The following is a 20,101-nucleotide window of genomic DNA, read 5'->3' as shown; positions in this document are numbered from 1 at the left end:
TTTAATATTTAATAATAAAAGCGAATGGTCAAACGATTATTCGCTTTTATGCGTTTATTCCTGATAGTTCTAAGTGATTATCAAAAAAGGATAGCACATTTAAATTTAGATGTAACTTACGCGGTTTCCTTATACACAATTTATGCCATTGATAGCAAGGGAGGTTAATGAAGATGAGCGTTTAACCGCGCTAAAGTCTTACCACATTTTAGATACCGCAGAAGAAAAGGACTTTGATGATCTTACAGACCTGGCGTCGGCTATTTGCCAAACGCCGGTTGCCCTGATAAGCCTGATTGACGGCAACAGGCAATGGTTCAAGGCCCATACCGGTGTTGAAATAAGGGAAACATCCCGCGATGTCTCTTTTTGTGCACACGCTATAGCATCGTACGATGATATCATGGTGGTTGAAGATGCTAAAGCCGATGAACGTTTTGCTAACAACCCTTTAGTTACCGGCGAAACTAATATTACCTTTTATGCAGGCGTACCATTGGTTACAGAAGACGGCCACGCGCTGGGTACACTATGTGTTATCGACCAGGCCAGGCGCACATTGGATGAAAATCAAAAAACAAATCTTAAAATATTGGCTAAACAGGTAATGGATAAGCTTGAGCTGCGCCGTAAGGTAATGCATCTTGAAGCTGCCAACCAGGAGTTGCTAAACTCGAACGTGTTGATCCAAAAATTCGCGTCGATGGCCGCGCATGATATTAAAAACCCGCTGAGCAGTATTCTATTAACCTCGCAGGCGCTGAAAATAAGGCACGAAAAACTACAGGACGAAGGCTGTATCCGCTTGGTTGATCTTAATATTATAGCTACCAAAAACTTAATGGTACTGGTGGAAGAAATGCTGGCTTACTCTAAAGAACCATCATTACTTATTGCTAAAAAACAACGGTTTAATGCCAATACCATTCTGCAAAAAATAGTTGCCATGTTAACTGTGCCTGATAATATCAGTATAGAGCTGCCTGTTATTGCTACCGAACTACAGCTATCGCTTATTGCCTTTGAGCAAATTTTTATAAACCTGCTGAGTAATGCCATCAGGTATAATAATAAAGATAACGGCATTGTTAAGGTTGCTTTTAGCGAGGATGAAGAGTTTTACCGGTTTGAAGTTGAAGATAACGGCATAGGTATAGCCGAACATTATCATGAAAAAATATTCTCGAACAACTTTACCCTTAAGGTAACAGACCGGTATAATCAAAAAGGATCGGGCATTGGTTTATCGACTGTAAAAGATTTGGTGAACGCCTTAAACGGCAACATCTATGTACAGTCGGCTTTGGAAAAAGGAACTACTTTTTTTGTGTCGATAAAAAAGTAAGATCCACCAACAATTAAGCGTTTTTAGGGTTTCTTAGCTATACACTTAATTTGCAATCATGGAGAAATTTGAAATATCAGTAGCCATAGACAATACCAATCAGCATTTCGAAGTGCGCGATTATATGCACCACGAGGGCGAACAATGCAAGTACGAGATTTTTAAAGGCGGCCAGTTCGTTGGCAGCTTTGAACCCGATAATCATAAGATCCTGCATATCTGCAAAAACCCAGGCCTGGTACCCGAAAATACTTTACACCTGATAGCCGATCAGTTAGAGAGTTATCATATTTAAGTCGCGCTACCGGATACAAATTTGAGTATCAATATTTTGTTTGGATTTTAAGTTGATTTTTCTTAACATTAATCATCCTTAACACTAAACAATTAATATCATGCCCAACCACCTTTCACTCCTCGGAATCATCCATACCGCAATTAGCATCTTTGCCTTATTTGCAGGGTTTTATTGTTTGCTGCGCGATGGTAAAATACTACCGCTAACCAGCCACGGAAAACTATACGTTTTGCTAACCATAATTACCTGCTTAACCGCCTTCCCCATCATGAAAACCGGGCACTTTACCGGCGCGCATGGTCTTGGGGTTATGGTTTTAGCTTTATTGCCTATTGGCGTTTATATAAAAGCTATCAAACCGTTTAGCAAGCTGGCAGATTATATACAGGTTTTTGTAATGTCGGCAACTTTGTTCCTGTCGTGCATCCCTGCTATAGTTGAGACCTTAACCCGCTTACCCATCTCTCAACCGATAGCCACCGGGCCAAATGATCCGATCATCCAAACCGGCTTAGGCATGCTAACATTAACATTTCTTGTTGGTGTGGCTTACCAGGTATATAAATTAAAGAAGAGCAAAAAATCAGGCCAAACGCCGGATATCCATGTTAATTTGGGTTAAGGGCGGATAAAGTCCTTATCGGCCCTAAACAATGTCTCAAATACCCCCTTTGCGGTGCAGCTATGTGCGGTACATTTGCTTTGTACATTAAACTTAAATAGTATGAGCAAGATAACCCCGTTTTTATGGTTTGACAATAATTTGGGCGAGGCCATAACCTATTACACCCAAATTTTTAAAGATTCAAAAGTTATCAGTAAATCTACTTTGAAGGATATAACCGAAGGCCCGGTAGAAACCGTACAAACTGCCGAGTTTGAATTGGCCGGCCAAAGATTTATGGCACTGGCAGGCGGCCCGATGTTTAAGTTTACCGAAGCTGTATCATTTTATGTGAACTGTAACGATCAGGCCGAGATCGATTATTATTGGAACGCCCTAACTGCCGATGGCGGCCAGGAAAGCCGCTGCGGCTGGCTGAAAGATAAGTTTGGCCTATCATGGCAAATAGTGCCTGAGAACCTTAGCAAATTTTTAGGTAACAGCGATCCGGCAAAAGCAAAAAAAGCAATGCAGGCCATGTTGAAAATGACTAAAATGGATATAGCCAAGTTTGAAGAAGCGGTTAAATGACCAATTTGTCATCCTCGAACGAAGAGAGAGATCTATACACGGACAAGTTATACGCCTGCTTAATGTATAGATTTCTCTCTTCGTTCGAAATGACAATGTGTTTTTATATCTTAGCCCGCATGGATACTAAACCATCAACAGACCAAATAAAACAAATACGCTTCTCCTTATTCATAAACTCATGCCTGGCAATTTATGCCATTTGCACATTTGTTGCCGCGCTTAAAGCGGGTGTGGCCTGGCGGATCTTATTATCGGGTACAGGTTCGGTATTTTTTGTAGTGGCCGTTGTAATGTTATTATTAAGATTAGTAAAACTGCGTAAAGCCGGTTAAAATCGTTAACTTATTAAAACTGTAATACGGGTAATTACCATTTACTCGTATTTTTTTTTGACCTTTGGTGGCAGAAATATAACGTACTAATGAAGAAAATAACAGAACAAAACGCCGCAAAATATACGCTGGTATTAATTATTGTTACTTTTTTTATCCGTTGTTTAATAGCTGCCTACACCGGCCTGGGTAACGGCGAATCGTACTATTTCCGCGGTGCCATACATTTAGACTGGAGCTATTTCGACCAGCCGCCGTTGTTCTTTTGGATCGGTGGGGCAAGTATCCGCTTGTTTGGTTTAACCAATTTCGGGCTGCGTTTTCCGTCTGTTTTAATGTTTGCCGGCACAAGCTGGCTGCTGTTCGCACTGGGCCGCAAGTTATTTAATGCTGCCGCAGGATTTTGGGCGGTAACCGTAATGAACCTGAGCGCCCTGTTTACCGTAGGCGTTGCCTGCTGGTACCAACCCGATGCACCGCTGATGTTCTTTTGGCTACTAAGCACCTGGTACATTGTAAAAGTTTTAGGCATCGGCGAAGCCAAACCCCTCGACCCTAAAACCGACAAAGCCAAAGTTTACTGGTTGTGGATAGTTATAGGCATCTGCATGGGTTTAGCTACGCTGAGTAAATACCATGTGCTGTTTTTATTTGCCGGGGTATTTATGTTTATCCTCACCAATAAAAAACAACGCCATTGGCTGGCACATCCCGGCCCCTACCTGGCAATATTTATTACTATACTTTTTGCCACCCCGGTTATCTGGTGGAACTATAAAAACAACTGGGTATCGTTTGTTTGGCAGGGATCAAGGGCGGGTACAAGGGATGAGCCTTTTCAATTGCACCTCGACTGGTTCTTACGGAGCATTTTGGGCCAGGCTGTATGGTTATTGCCATGGATCTGGTTCCCAACCATAAGGCAATTATTTATAAGCTGGAAAGAGCGCGTAAAGTGGGAATACGGTTTTAACTTTTGGATGTCGGTATTGCCCATTGTGTTTTTTACGGTGCTTACCCTTTGGGCCGATCTGCAGTACCATTTTCACTGGCAGGCGCCGGGTTATATGATGCTGTTTGTGCCTTTAGGTTTTGCTATTGATAAAGCGTTGAATGGAGCAGACGAGCGCCGCAAACGCCTTACCCGCCGCTGGATAAATTTCTCTACCTACTTTACTATTATCACCATAACCGTACTTGGGTTTCACCTGGTTACCGGCTTCTGGCAAAGCTATGGCCCTAAATGGGTGGCAAGCTTAGGTGGCGGCAAAATAGACCCAACCATACAGGGTGTTGATTATGATGATGTAATGGCCCGCTTTGAAAAAGAAGGCTGGATAAAAAATCCTAATGTATTTGCCGGAAGTACCCGCTGGTGGCTGGCCGGTAAAATTGATTGGGCACTCAAAGGCAAAAAAGACATCATCTGCTTTAACCGCGACCCGCGCAACCTGGCTTTCCTGGTTGATCCTAAGGGATTGATCGGTAAAGACTGTATCATGATTGGCGAGGCCCACGCTTATGACGAAACCATAAAAGATGATGGCACACCATTCTTCGACAGCATAACCCAACTGGAGGATATCCCCATCATTCGCGGCGGCGTGGTTGAAGAACATTTGCAGGTTTTTTATTGCAAAAACTTCCATCAATCTAAACAGAAATTGCCTGATTACCCGCTGTACAGGCAGTTGAATGGGTTGGTGCCGTTTGGGAAGTAGTAAACTATAACCTGTCAATCAATCAGGAGGCTCCGCTGGAGCCAAATCCATTTTATAATATTTTCTATAAACACGTGGCTCCTCTGGAGCCTTGGCTTACACTTTATCCTGATTTATAACTCCAGAGGAGTTTCCTGTTTATAGAAATACAGGTGAGAACTATCGGGCTCCAGCGGAGCTTCCTTAGCCTGACTGGTTTAAAACGTTTGCGTCACCTTCTTAACCGGGTAATCCAGCTTCTCACTCTTGCGCGTACCATTGACTGTCATATGCACAATATTCATCTGGTCGGTGTACAGGTTGTGCAGCAGGGTAATCTCGGCATCAATCCGTTTTGGTGTGGGTGTTTTTTCCGATTCGAAGTAAACGTTAACCGCTTCCTTGTCTACCTCAAAACCTATATAGTTAAATCCTAAGGCTGCAGCGGTGGTTCTGATATGTACGTTGGCCGACATATAGTTTTTCACCAGCACATCCATTGCGGCGTGCATATCGGCTTTAACCAAGTCGGTTTTGGTATGATTTTGTTTGGCCAACGCGGCTTCAAAATCGTCGGTAAAAATAGTGCATGTTACTTCCAGCTTACCTTCTTTAGCGTTATAATTTATATCAGTTGTGCTAACATGCAGCGGGTGCGGCACGGGTTTATTTGCCGATAGAATATTCGTCAGCATAAAAAAACCTAATATCATATTATAAAAAACAGGGGCCATAGCGCTATAAAATAAAAACGTGCTAAATTTAACGCTTTCAACGCGCAATTCTTATTTATGTCTGATTTTGCTTTCTATTTTGGCCTGGGCTGGCACCATATTATCAGTGCCGACGCGTTGGATCACCAGTTATTTATACTTGCTTTGGCGGCCGTTTATACTTTTGGCGATATTAAAAAAGTGTTGATATTGGTTACGGCGTTTACCATCGGTCACTCGCTTACTTTGGCTTTGAGCGTATTAGACATTATCCGTTTTCCCGGCAAATGGGTAGAGTTTTTAATCCCCTGCACCATCTTTATTACCGCCTTTAATAACATCATCCAGATAGATAAAAAAGGTGCCAGCGCACGCATAAATTATTACCTGGCCTTATTTTTTGGGTTGATACACGGCATGGGCTTTGCCAACGCCGTGCGCATTATGCTGGCTAAAGACCAGTCGATCGGCATGGCGCTATTTGGTTTTAATGTGGGATTAGAAGTCGGGCAGATCTTCGTTGTTGCCATAATTTTAGTATTTGCCTATATTTTTCTATCTTTCGGCAAGATAGCCCGCAGGGACTGGATCTACTTTTTATCCGCAGGTATTTTTGCGCTGGCTATTAAAATGGCGGTCGAAAGATTGCCGCTTTAAATTTAAACGGATCTTATTATACATTAAATTCATCATAACAAGTATGAGACTACTTTTTACGGGCCTTTTATTAGCCACCACTACGCTGGCATTTGCACAGGATATCCAAAACAATCCCGGCAGTAACCATGGCAACAAATTTGAGCAGTTAGGCACCATTTTAACTACGCCTAATGAGCAGCGTACCGCAAGCGGCGCACCCGGCAACAAGTACTGGCAGCAACGTGCCGATTATAACATCAAGTGCGAGCTTGATGAAAAAGCGCTAAAACTTACCGGCAGCGAAACCATCACCTATTTCAATAACTCGCCCGACCCGCTTACCTATATCTGGCTGCAGCTGGACGAGAACGAGCATAGCAATAAAAACAACGCCGGCTATCCAAACAGCAGCTTAATGCCTAAGGGTAATTTTGTGACTACGCTTGATTTTGCAGAGAGTAACAACAACGCATCTGCCGATAATGGCTATGGCGATAAGATCACCAAAATAACAGATGCCTTAGGCAAAAATCTTAAATACACCATCAACAAAACCATGATGCGGGTTGAGCTGCCTGCCACCTTAAAACCCGGCCAGCAGTTTGTTTTTAACGTAAACTGGACGTATAAGATCCCCGACCGTTTGGCTTATGCCGGCAGCCGTGGCGGTTACGAATATTTCCCGGCTGATGGTAATTACCTGTTTACTATGGCGCAATGGTATCCGCGCTTATGTGTTTACAGCGATTTCCAGGGATGGCAAAATCACCAGTTTACCGGCACCGGCGAGTTCGCCCTAACCTTCGGTAACTTTAAAGTACAGATCACCGTTCCGGCCGACCACGCGGTTGGCGGTACCGGAGAGTGTATCAATTATTCGGCGGTATTAAGCCCTGAAAGAATGGCCCGTTATCAAAAAGCAGCGACATCGGCAACACCGGTTGAGATAGTAACCCTGGCCGAAGCTAAAAAAGCCGAAGCTGCACCATCATCAGCCAAAAAAACCTGGGTGTTCCAGGCCAATAACGTGCGCGACTTTGCGTGGACATCGTCCCGCAAATTTGTATGGGATGCCATGGGCCAGGATATAGAAACCAAAAAAGTGATGTGTATGAGCTTTTTCAGTAAAGAATCATACAATTTGTGGAGCAGGTATTCAACCCGCGTTATTGCACATACTATAAAAAGCTATTCGCATTTCACGTTCCCTTACCCGTACCCGGTTGCGCAAAGCGTTGAGGCATCAAACGGTATGGAATACCCGATGATCTGTTTTAACAACGGCCGTACCGATAAGGATGGCAACTATAGCGAAACGGTTAAAAACGGCATGATAGGCGTTATTATCCATGAGGTTGGGCATAATTTCTTCCCGATGATTGTAAACAGCGATGAGCGCCAATGGACCTGGATGGACGAGGGTTTAAACTCGTTTGTGCAGATGCTGACAGAGGGCTTATGGGATAATAAGTTCCCGTCTAAAAGAGGCCCTGCATACCTTATTGCCGATTACATGAAATTGCCTAAGAACCAACTGGAGCCGGTAATGACAAACTCTGAAAACATTGTAATGTTTGGACCTAACGCCTATGCCAAACCGGCAACCGCGTTAAATATATTACGCGAGACAGTTATGGGCCGCGAGCTGTTTGACTATTCGTTTAAAGAATATGCCAAACGCTGGGCGTTTAAACACCCTACCCCTGCCGATTTCTTCCGCACCATGGAAGATGCCAGCGGCGAGGACCTGGATTGGTTTTGGAGAGGCTGGTTTTATGGCACTGATCCGGTAGATATTTCGATAGATTCGGTTAGCGTAGCTAAAGCTGATATTAATGGCAAACCTGTATTTTCCCGTACGCCGGTTGGTACGCAGTTGGCTGATCCGAATAAAGCTACCCCGCCGGCTTTAAATACTTTCGAGGATATACAGAAAGTGAGGAACAGGGAAGAAAAAATTGTGTTCCAGACAGATAAAGATGTAGCTACCCAGGATTTTTACTGGAAATACGACCGTGGTTTGGTTACTGTTGATGAGAATAAATTTGCGGTGATGCTAAAAAACCAACCGGCAGCTGCAGGCGTGCAAACCGAACCGTTAAGCGATGCTGAAGCAGCCAAATACGCAAACAAGTATTTTTATATGGTAAGCTTTGGCAACAAAGGCGGCCTGGTTATGCCGATAATTGTTGAGTTTACATTTAAAGACGGTACTAAGATGGTCGATCGCATACCTGCACAGATCTGGCGGTTAAATGAGCAAAAGGCATCTAAATTTTATATGCACGATAAAGAAGTAGCCTCCATAAAACTTGACCCTATGCGCGAAACCGGCGATATTGACGAAAGCAATAATGTATGGGGCGCCATGCCTAAACCATCGAAGTTTGCCATATTTAAACTAAAGGCTGGTACCACCCTTCCGGGCCGTGGCCAAACTACAGGTATTACGCCTATGCAAGTGGGTAATAAATAGGTATATCCGGGTAATAAACGGGTAAAATCGGGTAATAAAATAAAGGCCTCGCGACTGTTGTCGGGAGGCCTTTTTAATTGTTTTTTATGTGATCCAGTGATCCAAATTTACTGATCCACCCGTAAAAAACTGGTCAAAAATGACTGATTTTCAATTATTTGATTATCAGAGAATTGGTTAAATTATTATACTTAAAAACCCTGACGAATAAGGGTGATCCAAAGTGATCCGCCATAAAATTTAAATGTTTTATTTTCAACAAGTTAACTAAAAATGGTGATCCAGGTGATCCATATTTTTAAGTGGATCACCTGATAATAAAACTATTTAGTACTCCACTTAAATTTACTGATACCAATACCTGCAAATACAATAATGTAACCAATAGATATCAATACAGCGATGGTGGTATCATTTACCCACTTAGCGGGTTCCATACCTGATGCAAGCATAATTTTCACACAACCATATGGCGAAAAGCGTACGGCTTCTTTTAAGTTCTTGTTTTGGATCATTAGTTCGCCTACCATACCCACCATAATGAATATAAAATAGGTTATGCGCGTTACCGCATTAATGGTTTCGAAGTTTTTGATTAGCCCTACAATAAGCTGGCCCAGGCTTAGATAAACTGCACCACCAAGAATGGCTATAAAAAAAGTGACTACATAGCCTGCCGGCGAGAGCATAACTCCATCATATTGATAGCCCACAATAAATACAAACAATGTTAATACAATAATCATCATCAGTTGTATAGTGATACGGCTTGTCATGATAACCCAGGTTGGCACTGGTGCCACGCGCAGGCGTTGAAAAATGCCTTTGTCCCTATCTTTTGCTACCGACAATGTGTAACCCATCAAACCAATAGCAATAAGGCCAATAGCTAACGCTGTAGCTAACACGGTAGGGCCGCCTACGTGTTTGATGAGTCCTTTCCAGGTAAACAATACGATCATCGGTACAAACAAAGAAATCACTGCCGACCGGCGGTTACTTAGCAATGTAGCCATATCAGCCCTAAACAATGTGGCAAATACGGTTGAAGTTTTTGGTATAGTTGTTTCCATAATATTATTCTCTTACAGCTTTGCCGGTTAAGGCGATAAATACATCCTCTAAAGTTACTTTGCCACGGCGCGATACCGCTTTTACTTCCGGGTCGTTTTTGTGTTTGTCTATCAGGGCCTGTGGGGTATCGACAGCGATAACACGTCCGTGGTCGATGATAGCGATACGGTCGCAGATTGCCTCAGCCTCTTCCATTGAATGGGTAGTCAGCAGCACCGCATGTCCCTTTTCACGAAAAGCTTCGATACGCTCCCATAACTGGCGCCGCGATTGCGGGTCGAGGCCTGTTGTAGGCTCGTCTAACAGCACCAATTTGGGGTTATGGATAGTTGATATCACCAGCGATACGCGTTGCTGCTGTCCGCCTGATAACTGCCCGAACTTTTTCTTGCCATGCTCTTCAAGGCTGATCTCTTTTAGGATCTGCTTTATCTCGTCCTTGCTTTTTGGAACACCGTAGATGCCGCAGAATAACTGCAGGATCTGGATAACGTTCAACTCGGGCTGGAAACTGGTTGATTGCAGCTGCACCCCCATCGATGCCTTGGCATGCAATGGCTTTTGCTGTACGTCCTGCCCGTCCACAATGATGGTACCTGTTTTGTATTTTAATAAACCTTCGATAGAGCTTAGCGTACTTGTTTTACCGGCGCCGTTAGGGCCAAGCAAGCCAAATATCTCGCCGTGTAAAACGTTAAACCCAACATCCTTTACAGCTACAAAGTCGCCATAACTAACGCCAAGGCCCTCCACACTTAAAATGTATTTATCCTGTTCAATAGTCATATTTGTTTAGTTTGGTAATTAGATACGGGCACCTCAATTTTATTACAATAATACTTAAACTTTATTAAGGATTATGTTGGTTGCAAAGGAGGCTCCGCTGGAGCCGAAAGATCGGTGTAACTTTGCTATAAACACGGGGCTCCTCCGGAGCCAGGGGGTGTATTTTGCTGAGCCAAAGCTCCAGAGGAGCTACCTGTTTATAGGCAACATATAGAAACACAAAAGGCTCCAGCGGAGCCTCCTGTAATTCTCTATCATTATTATCTAAAACTCAAACCACAACGTATTGCTTATCGGTGCACCATCAACATGCGCCTTCTGGCTTTGCGGGCCCATCTTGTTGCTTGCCTGGAACTTGGTACCAATAGCGCTTATGGCATTAAGGAAACCAATGTTGCCTGTTGGAAACGCAGGTTGCACATTCTTAACCGGGTCCTTCTCTGTTGCCGGCTTGTACATTTGCAGGTACATGTTTTTATTATCCATATAAACCGTAAACGGCGACTCATTATTCTCTATCACTGCCCAGTTAACCTCGCCGTGGTAACCTTTAAACTCGGGGTAGCCCCAGTCCTGGCCGGTTATGGTATTGTTATAGGCCTTGTGCCAAACGCCAAATTGCTGCCCCGGCACACGGTTTTGCCAAACGCGGTACGGGCCACGGCCCAGCCATTTCATGCCGGTCACCTTCTCTTCGGGATAATTAAAAGTGATACCTAAAAAGTCGAAGTCGCCGGTTTGGGTATAAGTGTAATCTAATTTAACCCGTTTACCTGGCGCGAAGGTCCATTTTACATGCATGGTAGCGTCGCCCTGGTAATCAGCTTCTACTACAAACGCCTTGCCCTCGGCATTGTAGGTAAATGACTTTAAAGTAGTGTTAACGCCTGCCAATACCGGTCCACCTGATAAGGAGATCTCTTTACCAGCTTTAACTACTTTTTCAATATAGCCTGTGGTCTTATCAAAATAATATGTCTTGCCATCGCTTTTAACCACCAATTCATTATCGGTGAGTTGTCCTTTTATGGCAGCGTTATCACCAACTACAGGTGCTTTAGCTATAGCAGCAGGCGCTTTAATGGCCCAGCTCCAGGTAAACAGTTCTTCACCGTGCGGGCCGTAGGCTGTTAAATAAAGCGCGTCGCTACTTGCCCAGGTTGCAGGCAGGTGTAAGTTAAGCGTGCCTTTTTCGCCGGGTTGTAGTTCTAACGGTAGCGGTACGCCTGTAGCCGTGGTTATTGCCTTAGTTGTTTTAGCTGCCGCCGATGGTAGCTTAACCAGCTGCCATTTAAACTTACACTGACTTAGTTTTGTGAAGGTATAACGGTTCTCCACCGCTATTTTACCATTAAAAGTTTTATCAATTGGTTCAGGGTGGATATATACCGGCGACCAGATCTCCTTTATCGTATAAAAGCTGCCCTCCTTTTCGCGGTGCGGACCCAGGATCCCGTCGGGCGCACGGTTACCGATACCATCATAAGTATTGTTTCTATCTGTACGGATAACATCCTCATCAACCAAAGCCCAAATAAAGCCGCCTGCCGCCTGCGGATGTTTCATCATTTTATCCCAAAAGTCTTCCAGCCCTGCCCCCGCGCCGCCATCATACAGGCCGTGCATAAACTCGGTAGGCATAAATATATCTTTGGCTGCCGTTGCTTTAACAATGCCATTATAATCGGGATAGTGGTGCGTATCTACGCCATTAAAGTTCGACCAGGGGTGCAGCACTGTCCGTTTCTGCGGATCATATAAAGCATAATCATTATCCAATTGGAAATTAAAGCCGCCCTCATTTCCGTTATCCCAAAACAGGATGGATGGGTGGTTAACATCACGCACCACCATTTCTTTAACCAATTTATGACCTACCAAGGTGTCATACTTATGCTGCCAGCCGGTTAACTCGTCCAGTACATAAATACCTAATGAATCGCACACATCCAGGAAATCCTGGTCGGGTGGGTAATGCGACATCCGCACCGCGTTGTCATTCATGTCCTTCATGGCCTTCACGTCCATCAGGTGCACTTTATGGCTAAGCGTACGCCCTGTTTCAGGCCAGAAGCTATGGCGGCAGTTACCTTTTAAAATCTCTTTTGCGCCATTAACATACAAGCCATCCTGGGGGCGTACCTCAACAGTACGGAACCCAAATTTTTGTTTAATGCGATGGCCTGCGCCTTGTTTACCTTTTATAGTAACTATAACCTGGTACAGGTTAGGATATTCGGCACTCCATAATGCAGGCCTGGTGAAATTACTTGTCAATGTTGAACGATCAGCAGAAGTATTAGCTGCTACTGTAAAACGCTTGCCAACATTTTGGCCGTTTAGTTTTTGCACCTGGCCTTCAATAATATCACCGTCTTTCAGATTTTTAGCATATACATCTAATTGAAATGAACCGTCGGCCTTTGCATTTACGGCGGTATGATCAATATAAGTTTCAGGAACAACCTCTAAGTAAACCGGGCGATAGATGCCACCAAATACCCAGAAATCGCTGTAGTTACGTTCGGCATCATTAACACCGGCGTTTGCCGACATTTTATCAACCGTAACTTCCAAAAGGTTTTGCGCGTTGAATTTCACCAGGTCGGTTATATCATATTTAAACCGGTAAAAGCTGCCCTGATGGATTGGGCCGGCTGATTTACCGTTAATAGTAACTTTAGTATCGGTCATGGAGCCTTCAAACACGATGAAGACGCGCTTACCGCTCCAGGCACCTACAGCAAACTCATGCTTGTACATGCCGCTTTCATGAGCTTTGTTTTTATCGCCGCCATAGTTATAGGCACCAAAGCCTTGCAGTTCCCAGCATGAAGGCACAGCAATTTTTGACCACTTGCCGCTTAACCGGCCATCGGTACAAAAGAAATCCCATTGTACGGTGTGGTCCTTATCGGTGCCTGATAAATATTTAGTTATTGTTGATTGCGCGAATGATGTTAGTGTAATAAATAGCCCGAGGGTGGCTAAGCAGTACTTCTTCATAATTTAAAGTTGGTTTAACTACCGCTAAGCTAACAATACTGACCCGTATTAACAGCAGATAAACTACGCTATCGATTGCGTAATGAAGATGTTGCAATATTGCTACTTAAACAATTGCTGCACGTTCCTGTAGGCCGGTTTTTGCACCTGTAGCTTTAATTTTTTAAAACTCTGCATCGGGCCATCCGACAGAAACATATTAATGAGCCAGGCCGGTGCGCCGCCATCAGGCTCAATTTGAAGGTAATACGTTATGTTGGTTTGACTATTCCCCACAGGTGTCATTACCCATTTGCCTATTGATTTTTTTATTCTTGAAATGCGTTCTTTAACAGGCACCATGCCGGATACGGAAGGAGCATCAACAGTTATTACTTTGGTATCCGGGTTTTGGGTAGCGGTAATATGCGCTATAAAATCGCGGTTCTGGGCCGGCCATGGCATGTTGATCTCGGCGTAATAAAACAAGTCGGTAGGCGATACTTGTTTAACAACCGATGTTAGTTTGTTTTTATAAACCCAGTCCGTGTAGTTTTTTATATCGAACAAAACTGCAGTTATCTGCGCTGGTGTCGCGTTAAAAATGCACTCTACCTTTATAGGTTTTACTTTTAACGTTGATTTAGCATTGCTGTAAACTTTAATACCCTCGCTTTGAGTTTTAAACTCCCATTCATCCTGGGCTATGGCCAGTTTGGTTATAAATATTAATGCCAGTAAGAGGGAAATTTTTAATTTCATATATCAAATTTTAATCGCGGTGTTACAATCCGGCCAACCATTTACCAATTACCGGCAACTTACTCAATAACCACACCACCAATAACGACAAGATAAAACATATAATTGCCGTTACCGGGATACTTATTATCGGCGTGCATAATTTAAAACTGATACCAAACGGATCATCCAGAAAATAAAGCACCAACGCATGGCTTAAATAAATGCCGAAATTATACTCACAAGCAAAGTTTTTGGCCTTTAGCAGTATTGGTGGTAGTTGCAGCTTTGTAAATCGCCCTAATAAAAATACACTTGACGCTAACAGCACTATCGCCGGGCCAAGGGGCTCATACAATAGGGTTATTAGCGTAGTATATTTATAAAGCAGATAGGTGCCGGTGAAGATCAGCATCAATACGCTAAAGAATAATACCCACATCCACCTAACCAACCCTTTGCTGTAATTGATGTTAAAAGTAAGGTAATGCCCCAATACTAAATAGCCGGCATACCCGGCAAAATAATGCAGGTCGACCTGCGGGTTAAAGCGCATAATTATTGGCTGGCTTATAAACATGATGATCAGCCACATCCCCAAAAAATATTCTATTTCGCGTTTGGTTGCATTGCGCACAAATTTGCTGATGATGGGGATAAAAAAGTAAAGCCCTATCAGCATATATACATACCATAAATGGTAGGAGCTACCGTATTTTAATTGATGCAGCACCTGTTTAATATTTGTCCAGGTATCAGCATCAAAACTTATTTCTTCGATATACCACGAGTATCCCACATACACCAAACTCCAGAATAAAAACGGTACCACTACCCTGCTTAAACGTTTTTTAAGGAAGGCTCCCAGCTCGTAATCCCGGTGCAGGGTTAGCGCACCTGTTATCATTACAAATACCGGCACAGCAAAACGTACCAGCGCGTTGTAAAAATCGGCAGCAAGCCAGGTGGCGGTGGATACATGCCCATATTGCCCTAACGGGATAGCCGAAACGTGCAACATTATTACTGCAAATAATGCTATCAGCCTTAGGCTGTTTATCCAATCAAGATTGTGGCTTTTCGCGATGGTCATCCAGTTAAAATGGTGTTTAAAAGTAACACATTTATACTAAAAGCCGATTAAGTTAATTAGGTAAACAACTAATATAAACTTAACAGTGACTTAACAGCCGTGCCTTACTTTTGTAATATTATTCATTTGAGGTATTACCAAATCGTTCTTTTTTCATTGAACTAATAAGATCAGTTAATAGTAAAGAGCGCATGCATGCGCTCTTTATTTATTTAAAACTATTTCTCCGCAATTTAATTTACCCCATATCATGAAAATTTTATACGCCATACAAGGAACCGGGAACGGCCACCTAAGCCGGTCTATGGATATTGTCCCCCTGCTTAAAAAAATGGGTGATGTTGATGTGCTGGTAAGTGGTACGCAAGGCGATTTGAACCTGCCTTTCCCTGTCAAATATAAGCTGCATGGCTTTGGATTTGTGTTTGGCAAGTCGGGCGGAGTTGACCTTTGGGGATCATTTTTAAAATCGAGATTCAGGAAGTTTATTAAAGAGATAAAGGACCTGCCTATAGATAAATACGACCTGGTTATTAATGACTTTGAACCGGTATCTGCATGGGCATGTTATATAAAAAACAAGCCTTGTATTAGTTTGAGCCACCAGGCCGCGGTATTGCACGATAAAGCGCCGAAACCTGCCGAAGTAGATATGATAGGCAGGCTGATACTGAAAAACTACGCGCCGGTTACAGCGCAATTTGGCTTCCATTTTAAAAGCTTTGATAAAAATATATTTACCCCGGTTATACGCCAGCAAGTGCGCGAGCATGAAGTAAGCAACAAAGGGCATTACACCGTTTACCTTCCCGCTTATGATGATAAGCGTTTGATAAATCGCTTGTCGGAGTTTAAAGAAGTGGAGTGGGATGTTTTCTCAAAACACAATAAAAAGGTATTCAAACACAAAAACGTATCTATACAGCCTATTGATAATAAAGCATTTATTAAAAGCATGGCTACAAGCGCCGGCGTACTCTGCGGCGGTGGTTTTGAAACCCCGGCCGAGGCGTTGTTTCTGAAGAAAAAGCTATTGGTTATCCCGATGAAAAATCAGTACGAACAGCAGCTTAACGCCGCGGCTTTAAAGGACATGGGTGTACCGGTTATAAAAAGCCTGAAACCAAAACACGACGAAAAGATACTGGATTGGCTTAACAACGGCCAGGTAATTAAAGTAAACTACCCCGATAACACCCAAAAAGTGCTTGATTTGCTATTTGAGCAATATGCAGAGACAAGTTATTTCACTGACACCCTGGTAGCGCAGTAAAATCCAAAAAGCATGTCATTTCTAAGCGCAGCGAGAAATCTTAAACGCTTTCAAGCGGATCGCTTGTTTAAGATTCCTCACTCGTTCCTCGTTTCGGAATGACAGGGAGTAGAGCTTTATTTTAACACCACCCTTGTAGCTCCATAGCCAAACTTCTCTTTTAGCGCATCCATAAAGGTTTGGACTTTGGGATGTTTGCCTAAAGATCTATGGATCTCGTTACGCAGTGTGCCATTACCGGCGCCGTGTATAAATACGATATCATTTAGCTGGTGCACTATGGCCGCGTCCAACGCTTTATTAAAATAATCCAGTTGGATCTTTAATATTTCGGTGCTGTTTATAAACTGGTAGTCGTCGCGCAGCTTTTCGATGTGCAGGTCAACTTCGCGCGAAGGTTTGGTAACCACCACTTTTTCTTCTGCAGGTTTATAAAAACTTTCTTTTAACTGCTCGGCATCTATTACAAAATCTGGCTCATCCAATTGTATCAGCCAGCCTTGTTGGTTTAGCACCGGTAAATCCTTCTTGCTTCCGGCAAAATCTTTAGCCTTAAATTTTTCGGTTATAGTTAATGGCGATGGCGCTTCAAAATTCTGCGTGGTGTAATACAGTATATTCAGCACAAGTTTTGGCCATAGCTGAAGATCGGCCAGTTGGGCCGAGTATATTTTTACTGCCGATTGAGGCGCAACTATCCCGGCATATTCCCCTTTAAATGCCTGCTTTTCGGTTGTCAGCGCAATCAGCAATTGAAACGAGGTATAGTTTATCAAGTTAAAATGCACTACCGAATTTACTTTGGTATCGGGCACTACGCCTAAATAAATGCCTTTTGTTTTAAACTCGCCTTGTGGTGTTTGCGGTTCATTTGTTTCCGTTGCAATTTCTGTTCCAGGCGCTTTGTAACCATGCACCAGGGTAACTTTGCGGGCCAATACAGGTATCTCAAAATCATCTTCGGTGGTTACACCTATCATCTCCTCATCAATAATGCGGGTAATGTGGCCCTCCATTTTCTCGTCAACAAACCTTACAAAGTCACCTAATTTATATTTCATATATAGTATTAATCAGGCAAAGCTACCTTATATATTATCATTACAGCAAAACATTTAGCTTAAATTGTTGTATTAGTGATATTATTAAAATTGTCTTTGAAGCATTAAATCACCCGGCCATATCATGAGCGCTATTAAACCCCAACCACTCGACAAACAATTACAATACAAGGTATTTGTACATAATTTAAACCGAATCTACTTTGCCAAAACTTACCTGGATAAAAAAATGCCTAACTTAATTGATATAGCATCATTTAAGGGGCTTAAGTTGGGTATGGGCGAATTTTGGGAGGATGTGAAAAAACAGATAGCCCGGATGGAGGTGATTTACAAAACAATTGGCGAGTTACCATCTGATAAAAATTGCAACCCCCTTAAAGCTATTATTAAGGATGAGTTTTGCCTGGATCAGAAGCACGAGCTGGCCATTTTAAACGATATGGACCTTATTATGTATATGCAGATGCTGGAACATATCAATATCGCCTGCTACGGTTTACTAAAAGTTATTGCCAAACAGCTTAACTACGACCATATAGAACAATTACTAAAAGAATGTTTTGATGAGTGTGTAGATAACGACGAACTATTTGTGCTTATCGCGAAAGAATACGTACAATAAACCTGTACAAATTGCTATAAAAAAATTAAGCCACCTGCATAAAGCAAGTGGCTCGTTATAGCTATTTAATACCCCTATTAAAATAACCTGAGACAAATTAATATATAATTTTTATGCTAAACAAGCAAACAAAGCCACTATTATTAAAAACAGACGAGTTAGTCAGTATTTTAACACTTCTATAACAATTAATGGCCTTAATAATTCAATTTCACAGATTAATACGCTTAAGGTAAATCATAGTTTACCAATCTTCATTTTCATTTTGTGATTTTAGTATATGATATATAGGGGTTAAAATCCTATTTTTAGCCCCTCAAACCAGGTACTTGCGTATAGGGTTTGCATTAACAAAATTATAATGAAAGTTTTAAAATTTGGCGGGACATCAGTAGGCAGCCCGGAGCGCATGAAAAAGCTTCTGGATATTATTGATGCTTCAGAAAGGCAAATTGTTGTGCTATCGGCCGTATCGGGTACAACAAATGGTTTGGTAGAGATTGGGCAGGCATACTTAGCGGGCGATAAACCAAAGGCTGCCTCATTGATTACTGCTTTAAAGGATAAGTACGAAACCTTTATAAAGGAACTATTTGCCAGTCCCGAATTTTTAGGACAAGGTAAAGAAGTTATCGACTATCATTTTGGTTTGTTAAGCAACCTGGCTAACGACCTGTTTACTTCTATCGAAGACAAGATCATATTGGCGCAGGGCGAGTTGTTATCAACCACGCTATATCACGTATATTTAAAAGAGATAGGCGTACCATCTGTTTTGTTACCCGCGTTAGAGTTTATGAAAACTGATGAGGATAATGAGCCTGATGTTGACCATATTACCACATACCTTACGCCATTATTAGAAGCAGCACCAAACAACAACCTGTTTATAACCCAGGGCTATATTTGCCGCAATGCTTTTGGCGAAATTGATAACCTGCGCCGTGGTGGCAGTGATTATACCGCGTCATTAATTGGAGCTGGTATCCGCAGCGAAGAGGTACAGATCTGGACCGATATTGACGGCATGCACAATAATGATCCGCGGATTGTTAAGGGCACCAAGCCTATCGCACAACTATCATTTGATGAAGCTGCCGAGCTGGCTTACTTTGGCGCCAAGATCCTGCACCCGCAAAGTGTGTTCCCGGCGCAAAAGTATAAAATACCGGTACGTTTGTTAAACACCATGGACCCACAGGCCCGGGGCACCTTAATAACCAACGATAGCGAAAAGAACCAGATCAAATCCATTGCAGCTAAAGATGGTATAACCGCTGTAAAAATAAACTCAAGCCGCATGTTATTGGCTTATGGCTTTTTACGGCGTGTATTCGAGGTTTTTGAGCGCTATAAAACATCTATAGACATGATCACCACCTCCGAAGTCGCGGTATCATTAACCATTGATGACACCACGCATCTTGATGAGATCTTGGGTGAGCTTAAAGCCTTCGGCGATGTTGAGGTGGATTCAGACCAGACCATTATTTGCGTTGTGGGTGATTTTGCCACCGATAAGCACGGATTTGGCTCGCGCGTATTAGAGGCTATCAAACACCTTCCGTTACGCATGATATCATACGGCGGCAGTAATCATAACTTATCTGTACTGGTTAAAACCGAAGATAAGGTGGAAGCTTTAAGGAGTTTGCACAGCAGATTATTTTAATATTAAATTTGTCATGCTGAGGAACGAAGCATCTGCCGAGCGGCGTAAGCATACTTTGCAGATTCTTCGCTATGCTCAGAATGACAAAAA

General features: G+C 42.7%; 18 protein-coding genes. 11 read left to right on the top strand and 7 right to left on the bottom strand.

Annotated elements, in window-relative coordinates; genetic code table 11:
* Nucleotides 1–142 precede the first annotated feature (142 nt).
* From ABIB50_RS12020 to ABIB50_RS11995, 6 genes are all read left to right on the top strand, one after another.
* Nucleotides 143–1,345: a sensor histidine kinase gene (locus ABIB50_RS12020; RefSeq protein WP_429379969.1), complete on the top strand. Its 1,203-nt coding sequence runs from the start codon at nt 143–145 to the stop codon at nt 1,343–1,345.
* 58 nt (nt 1,346–1,403) lie between these two features.
* Nucleotides 1,404–1,640, top strand: a complete 237-nt coding sequence (locus ABIB50_RS12015) for a hypothetical protein (protein ID WP_429379968.1) — start codon at nt 1,404–1,406, stop codon at nt 1,638–1,640.
* 100 nt (nt 1,641–1,740) lie between these two features.
* On the top strand, nt 1,741–2,265 hold the full coding sequence (locus ABIB50_RS12010; protein WP_429379967.1) for a hypothetical protein: 525 nt from the start codon (nt 1,741–1,743) through the stop codon (nt 2,263–2,265).
* Between the two features lie 102 nt (nt 2,266–2,367).
* Nucleotides 2,368–2,838 (top strand): VOC family protein, encoded by a 471-nt coding sequence (locus ABIB50_RS12005; RefSeq protein WP_429379966.1) that lies wholly within the window; start codon nt 2,368–2,370, stop codon nt 2,836–2,838.
* Between the two features lie 119 nt (nt 2,839–2,957).
* Complete coding sequence (locus ABIB50_RS12000; RefSeq protein WP_429379965.1) at nt 2,958–3,173, top strand: hypothetical protein; 216 nt, start codon at nt 2,958–2,960, stop codon at nt 3,171–3,173.
* Between the two features lie 89 nt (nt 3,174–3,262).
* Entirely contained in the window at nt 3,263–4,894 is a 1,632-nt protein-coding gene (locus ABIB50_RS11995; protein ID WP_429379964.1) for an ArnT family glycosyltransferase, read from the top strand.
* A gap of 197 nt (nt 4,895–5,091) precedes the next feature.
* Here the strand turns inward: ABIB50_RS11995 and ABIB50_RS11990 are convergent, their stop codons facing one another.
* Nucleotides 5,092–5,586 carry a DUF6702 family protein gene (locus ABIB50_RS11990; protein ID WP_429379963.1) on the bottom strand — a complete coding sequence of 165 codons (495 nt, stop codon included), beginning with the start codon at nt 5,584–5,586 and terminating at the stop codon, nt 5,092–5,094.
* A 78-nt stretch (nt 5,587–5,664) separates the two neighbouring features.
* Between ABIB50_RS11990 and ABIB50_RS11985 the strand changes: the two genes are divergently transcribed.
* Both ABIB50_RS11985 and ABIB50_RS11980 read left to right on the top strand, forming a co-directional pair.
* Nucleotides 5,665–6,243, top strand: a complete 579-nt coding sequence (locus ABIB50_RS11985; protein WP_429379962.1) for a HupE/UreJ family protein — start codon at nt 5,665–5,667, stop codon at nt 6,241–6,243.
* 43 nt (nt 6,244–6,286) lie between these two features.
* Complete coding sequence (locus ABIB50_RS11980; RefSeq protein ID WP_429379961.1) at nt 6,287–8,701, top strand: M1 family metallopeptidase; 2,415 nt, start codon at nt 6,287–6,289, stop codon at nt 8,699–8,701.
* A gap of 323 nt (nt 8,702–9,024) precedes the next feature.
* On the opposite strand, the gene ABIB50_RS11975 is transcribed toward ABIB50_RS11980, so the two are convergent.
* From ABIB50_RS11975 to ABIB50_RS11955, 5 genes are all read right to left on the bottom strand, one after another.
* Nucleotides 9,025–9,774 carry an ABC transporter permease gene (locus ABIB50_RS11975; protein WP_429379960.1) on the bottom strand — a complete coding sequence of 250 codons (750 nt, stop codon included), beginning with the start codon at nt 9,772–9,774 and terminating at the stop codon, nt 9,025–9,027.
* 4 nt (nt 9,775–9,778) lie between these two features.
* Entirely contained in the window at nt 9,779–10,561 is a 783-nt protein-coding gene (locus ABIB50_RS11970) for an ABC transporter ATP-binding protein (RefSeq protein WP_429379959.1), read from the bottom strand.
* 264 nt (nt 10,562–10,825) lie between these two features.
* Complete coding sequence (locus tag ABIB50_RS11965; protein ID WP_429379958.1) at nt 10,826–13,567, bottom strand: glycoside hydrolase family 2 TIM barrel-domain containing protein; 2,742 nt, start codon at nt 13,565–13,567, stop codon at nt 10,826–10,828.
* Nucleotides 13,568–13,669: 102 nt separating this feature from the next.
* Complete coding sequence (locus ABIB50_RS11960) at nt 13,670–14,308, bottom strand: START domain-containing protein (RefSeq protein WP_429379957.1); 639 nt, start codon at nt 14,306–14,308, stop codon at nt 13,670–13,672.
* A 22-nt stretch (nt 14,309–14,330) separates the two neighbouring features.
* Nucleotides 14,331–15,380: an acyltransferase gene (locus tag ABIB50_RS11955; RefSeq protein WP_429379956.1), complete on the bottom strand. Its 1,050-nt coding sequence runs from the start codon at nt 15,378–15,380 to the stop codon at nt 14,331–14,333.
* Nucleotides 15,381–15,630: 250 nt separating this feature from the next.
* Here ABIB50_RS11955 and ABIB50_RS11950 point away from each other — a divergent pair, with 250 nt between their 5' ends.
* The gene (locus tag ABIB50_RS11950) at nt 15,631–16,653 is read left to right on the top strand and encodes a glycosyltransferase family protein (protein ID WP_429379955.1); all 1,023 of its coding nucleotides are present in this window, start codon (nt 15,631–15,633) and stop codon (nt 16,651–16,653) included.
* A gap of 116 nt (nt 16,654–16,769) precedes the next feature.
* Here the strand turns inward: ABIB50_RS11950 and ABIB50_RS11945 are convergent, their stop codons facing one another.
* Nucleotides 16,770–17,714: a Smr/MutS family protein gene (locus ABIB50_RS11945; RefSeq protein ID WP_429379954.1), complete on the bottom strand. Its 945-nt coding sequence runs from the start codon at nt 17,712–17,714 to the stop codon at nt 16,770–16,772.
* A 124-nt stretch (nt 17,715–17,838) separates the two neighbouring features.
* Between ABIB50_RS11945 and ABIB50_RS11940 the strand changes: the two genes are divergently transcribed.
* Together ABIB50_RS11940 and ABIB50_RS11935 are read left to right on the top strand one after the other, a co-directional pair.
* Nucleotides 17,839–18,339, top strand: a complete 501-nt coding sequence (locus tag ABIB50_RS11940) for a DUF892 family protein (protein WP_429379953.1) — start codon at nt 17,839–17,841, stop codon at nt 18,337–18,339.
* 361 nt (nt 18,340–18,700) lie between these two features.
* On the top strand, nt 18,701–20,011 hold the full coding sequence (locus ABIB50_RS11935; RefSeq protein ID WP_429379952.1) for an aspartate kinase: 1,311 nt from the start codon (nt 18,701–18,703) through the stop codon (nt 20,009–20,011).
* The last annotated feature ends 90 nt before the right edge of the window (nt 20,012–20,101 follow it).

It is taken from the genome of Mucilaginibacter sp. UYCu711 (assembly GCF_050433825.1).
Lineage (GTDB): Bacteria > Bacteroidota > Bacteroidia > Sphingobacteriales > Sphingobacteriaceae > Mucilaginibacter.
The sequence above is the reverse complement of the archived record's forward strand: the minus strand, read 5'-3'. Positions and strand labels throughout refer to the sequence as shown.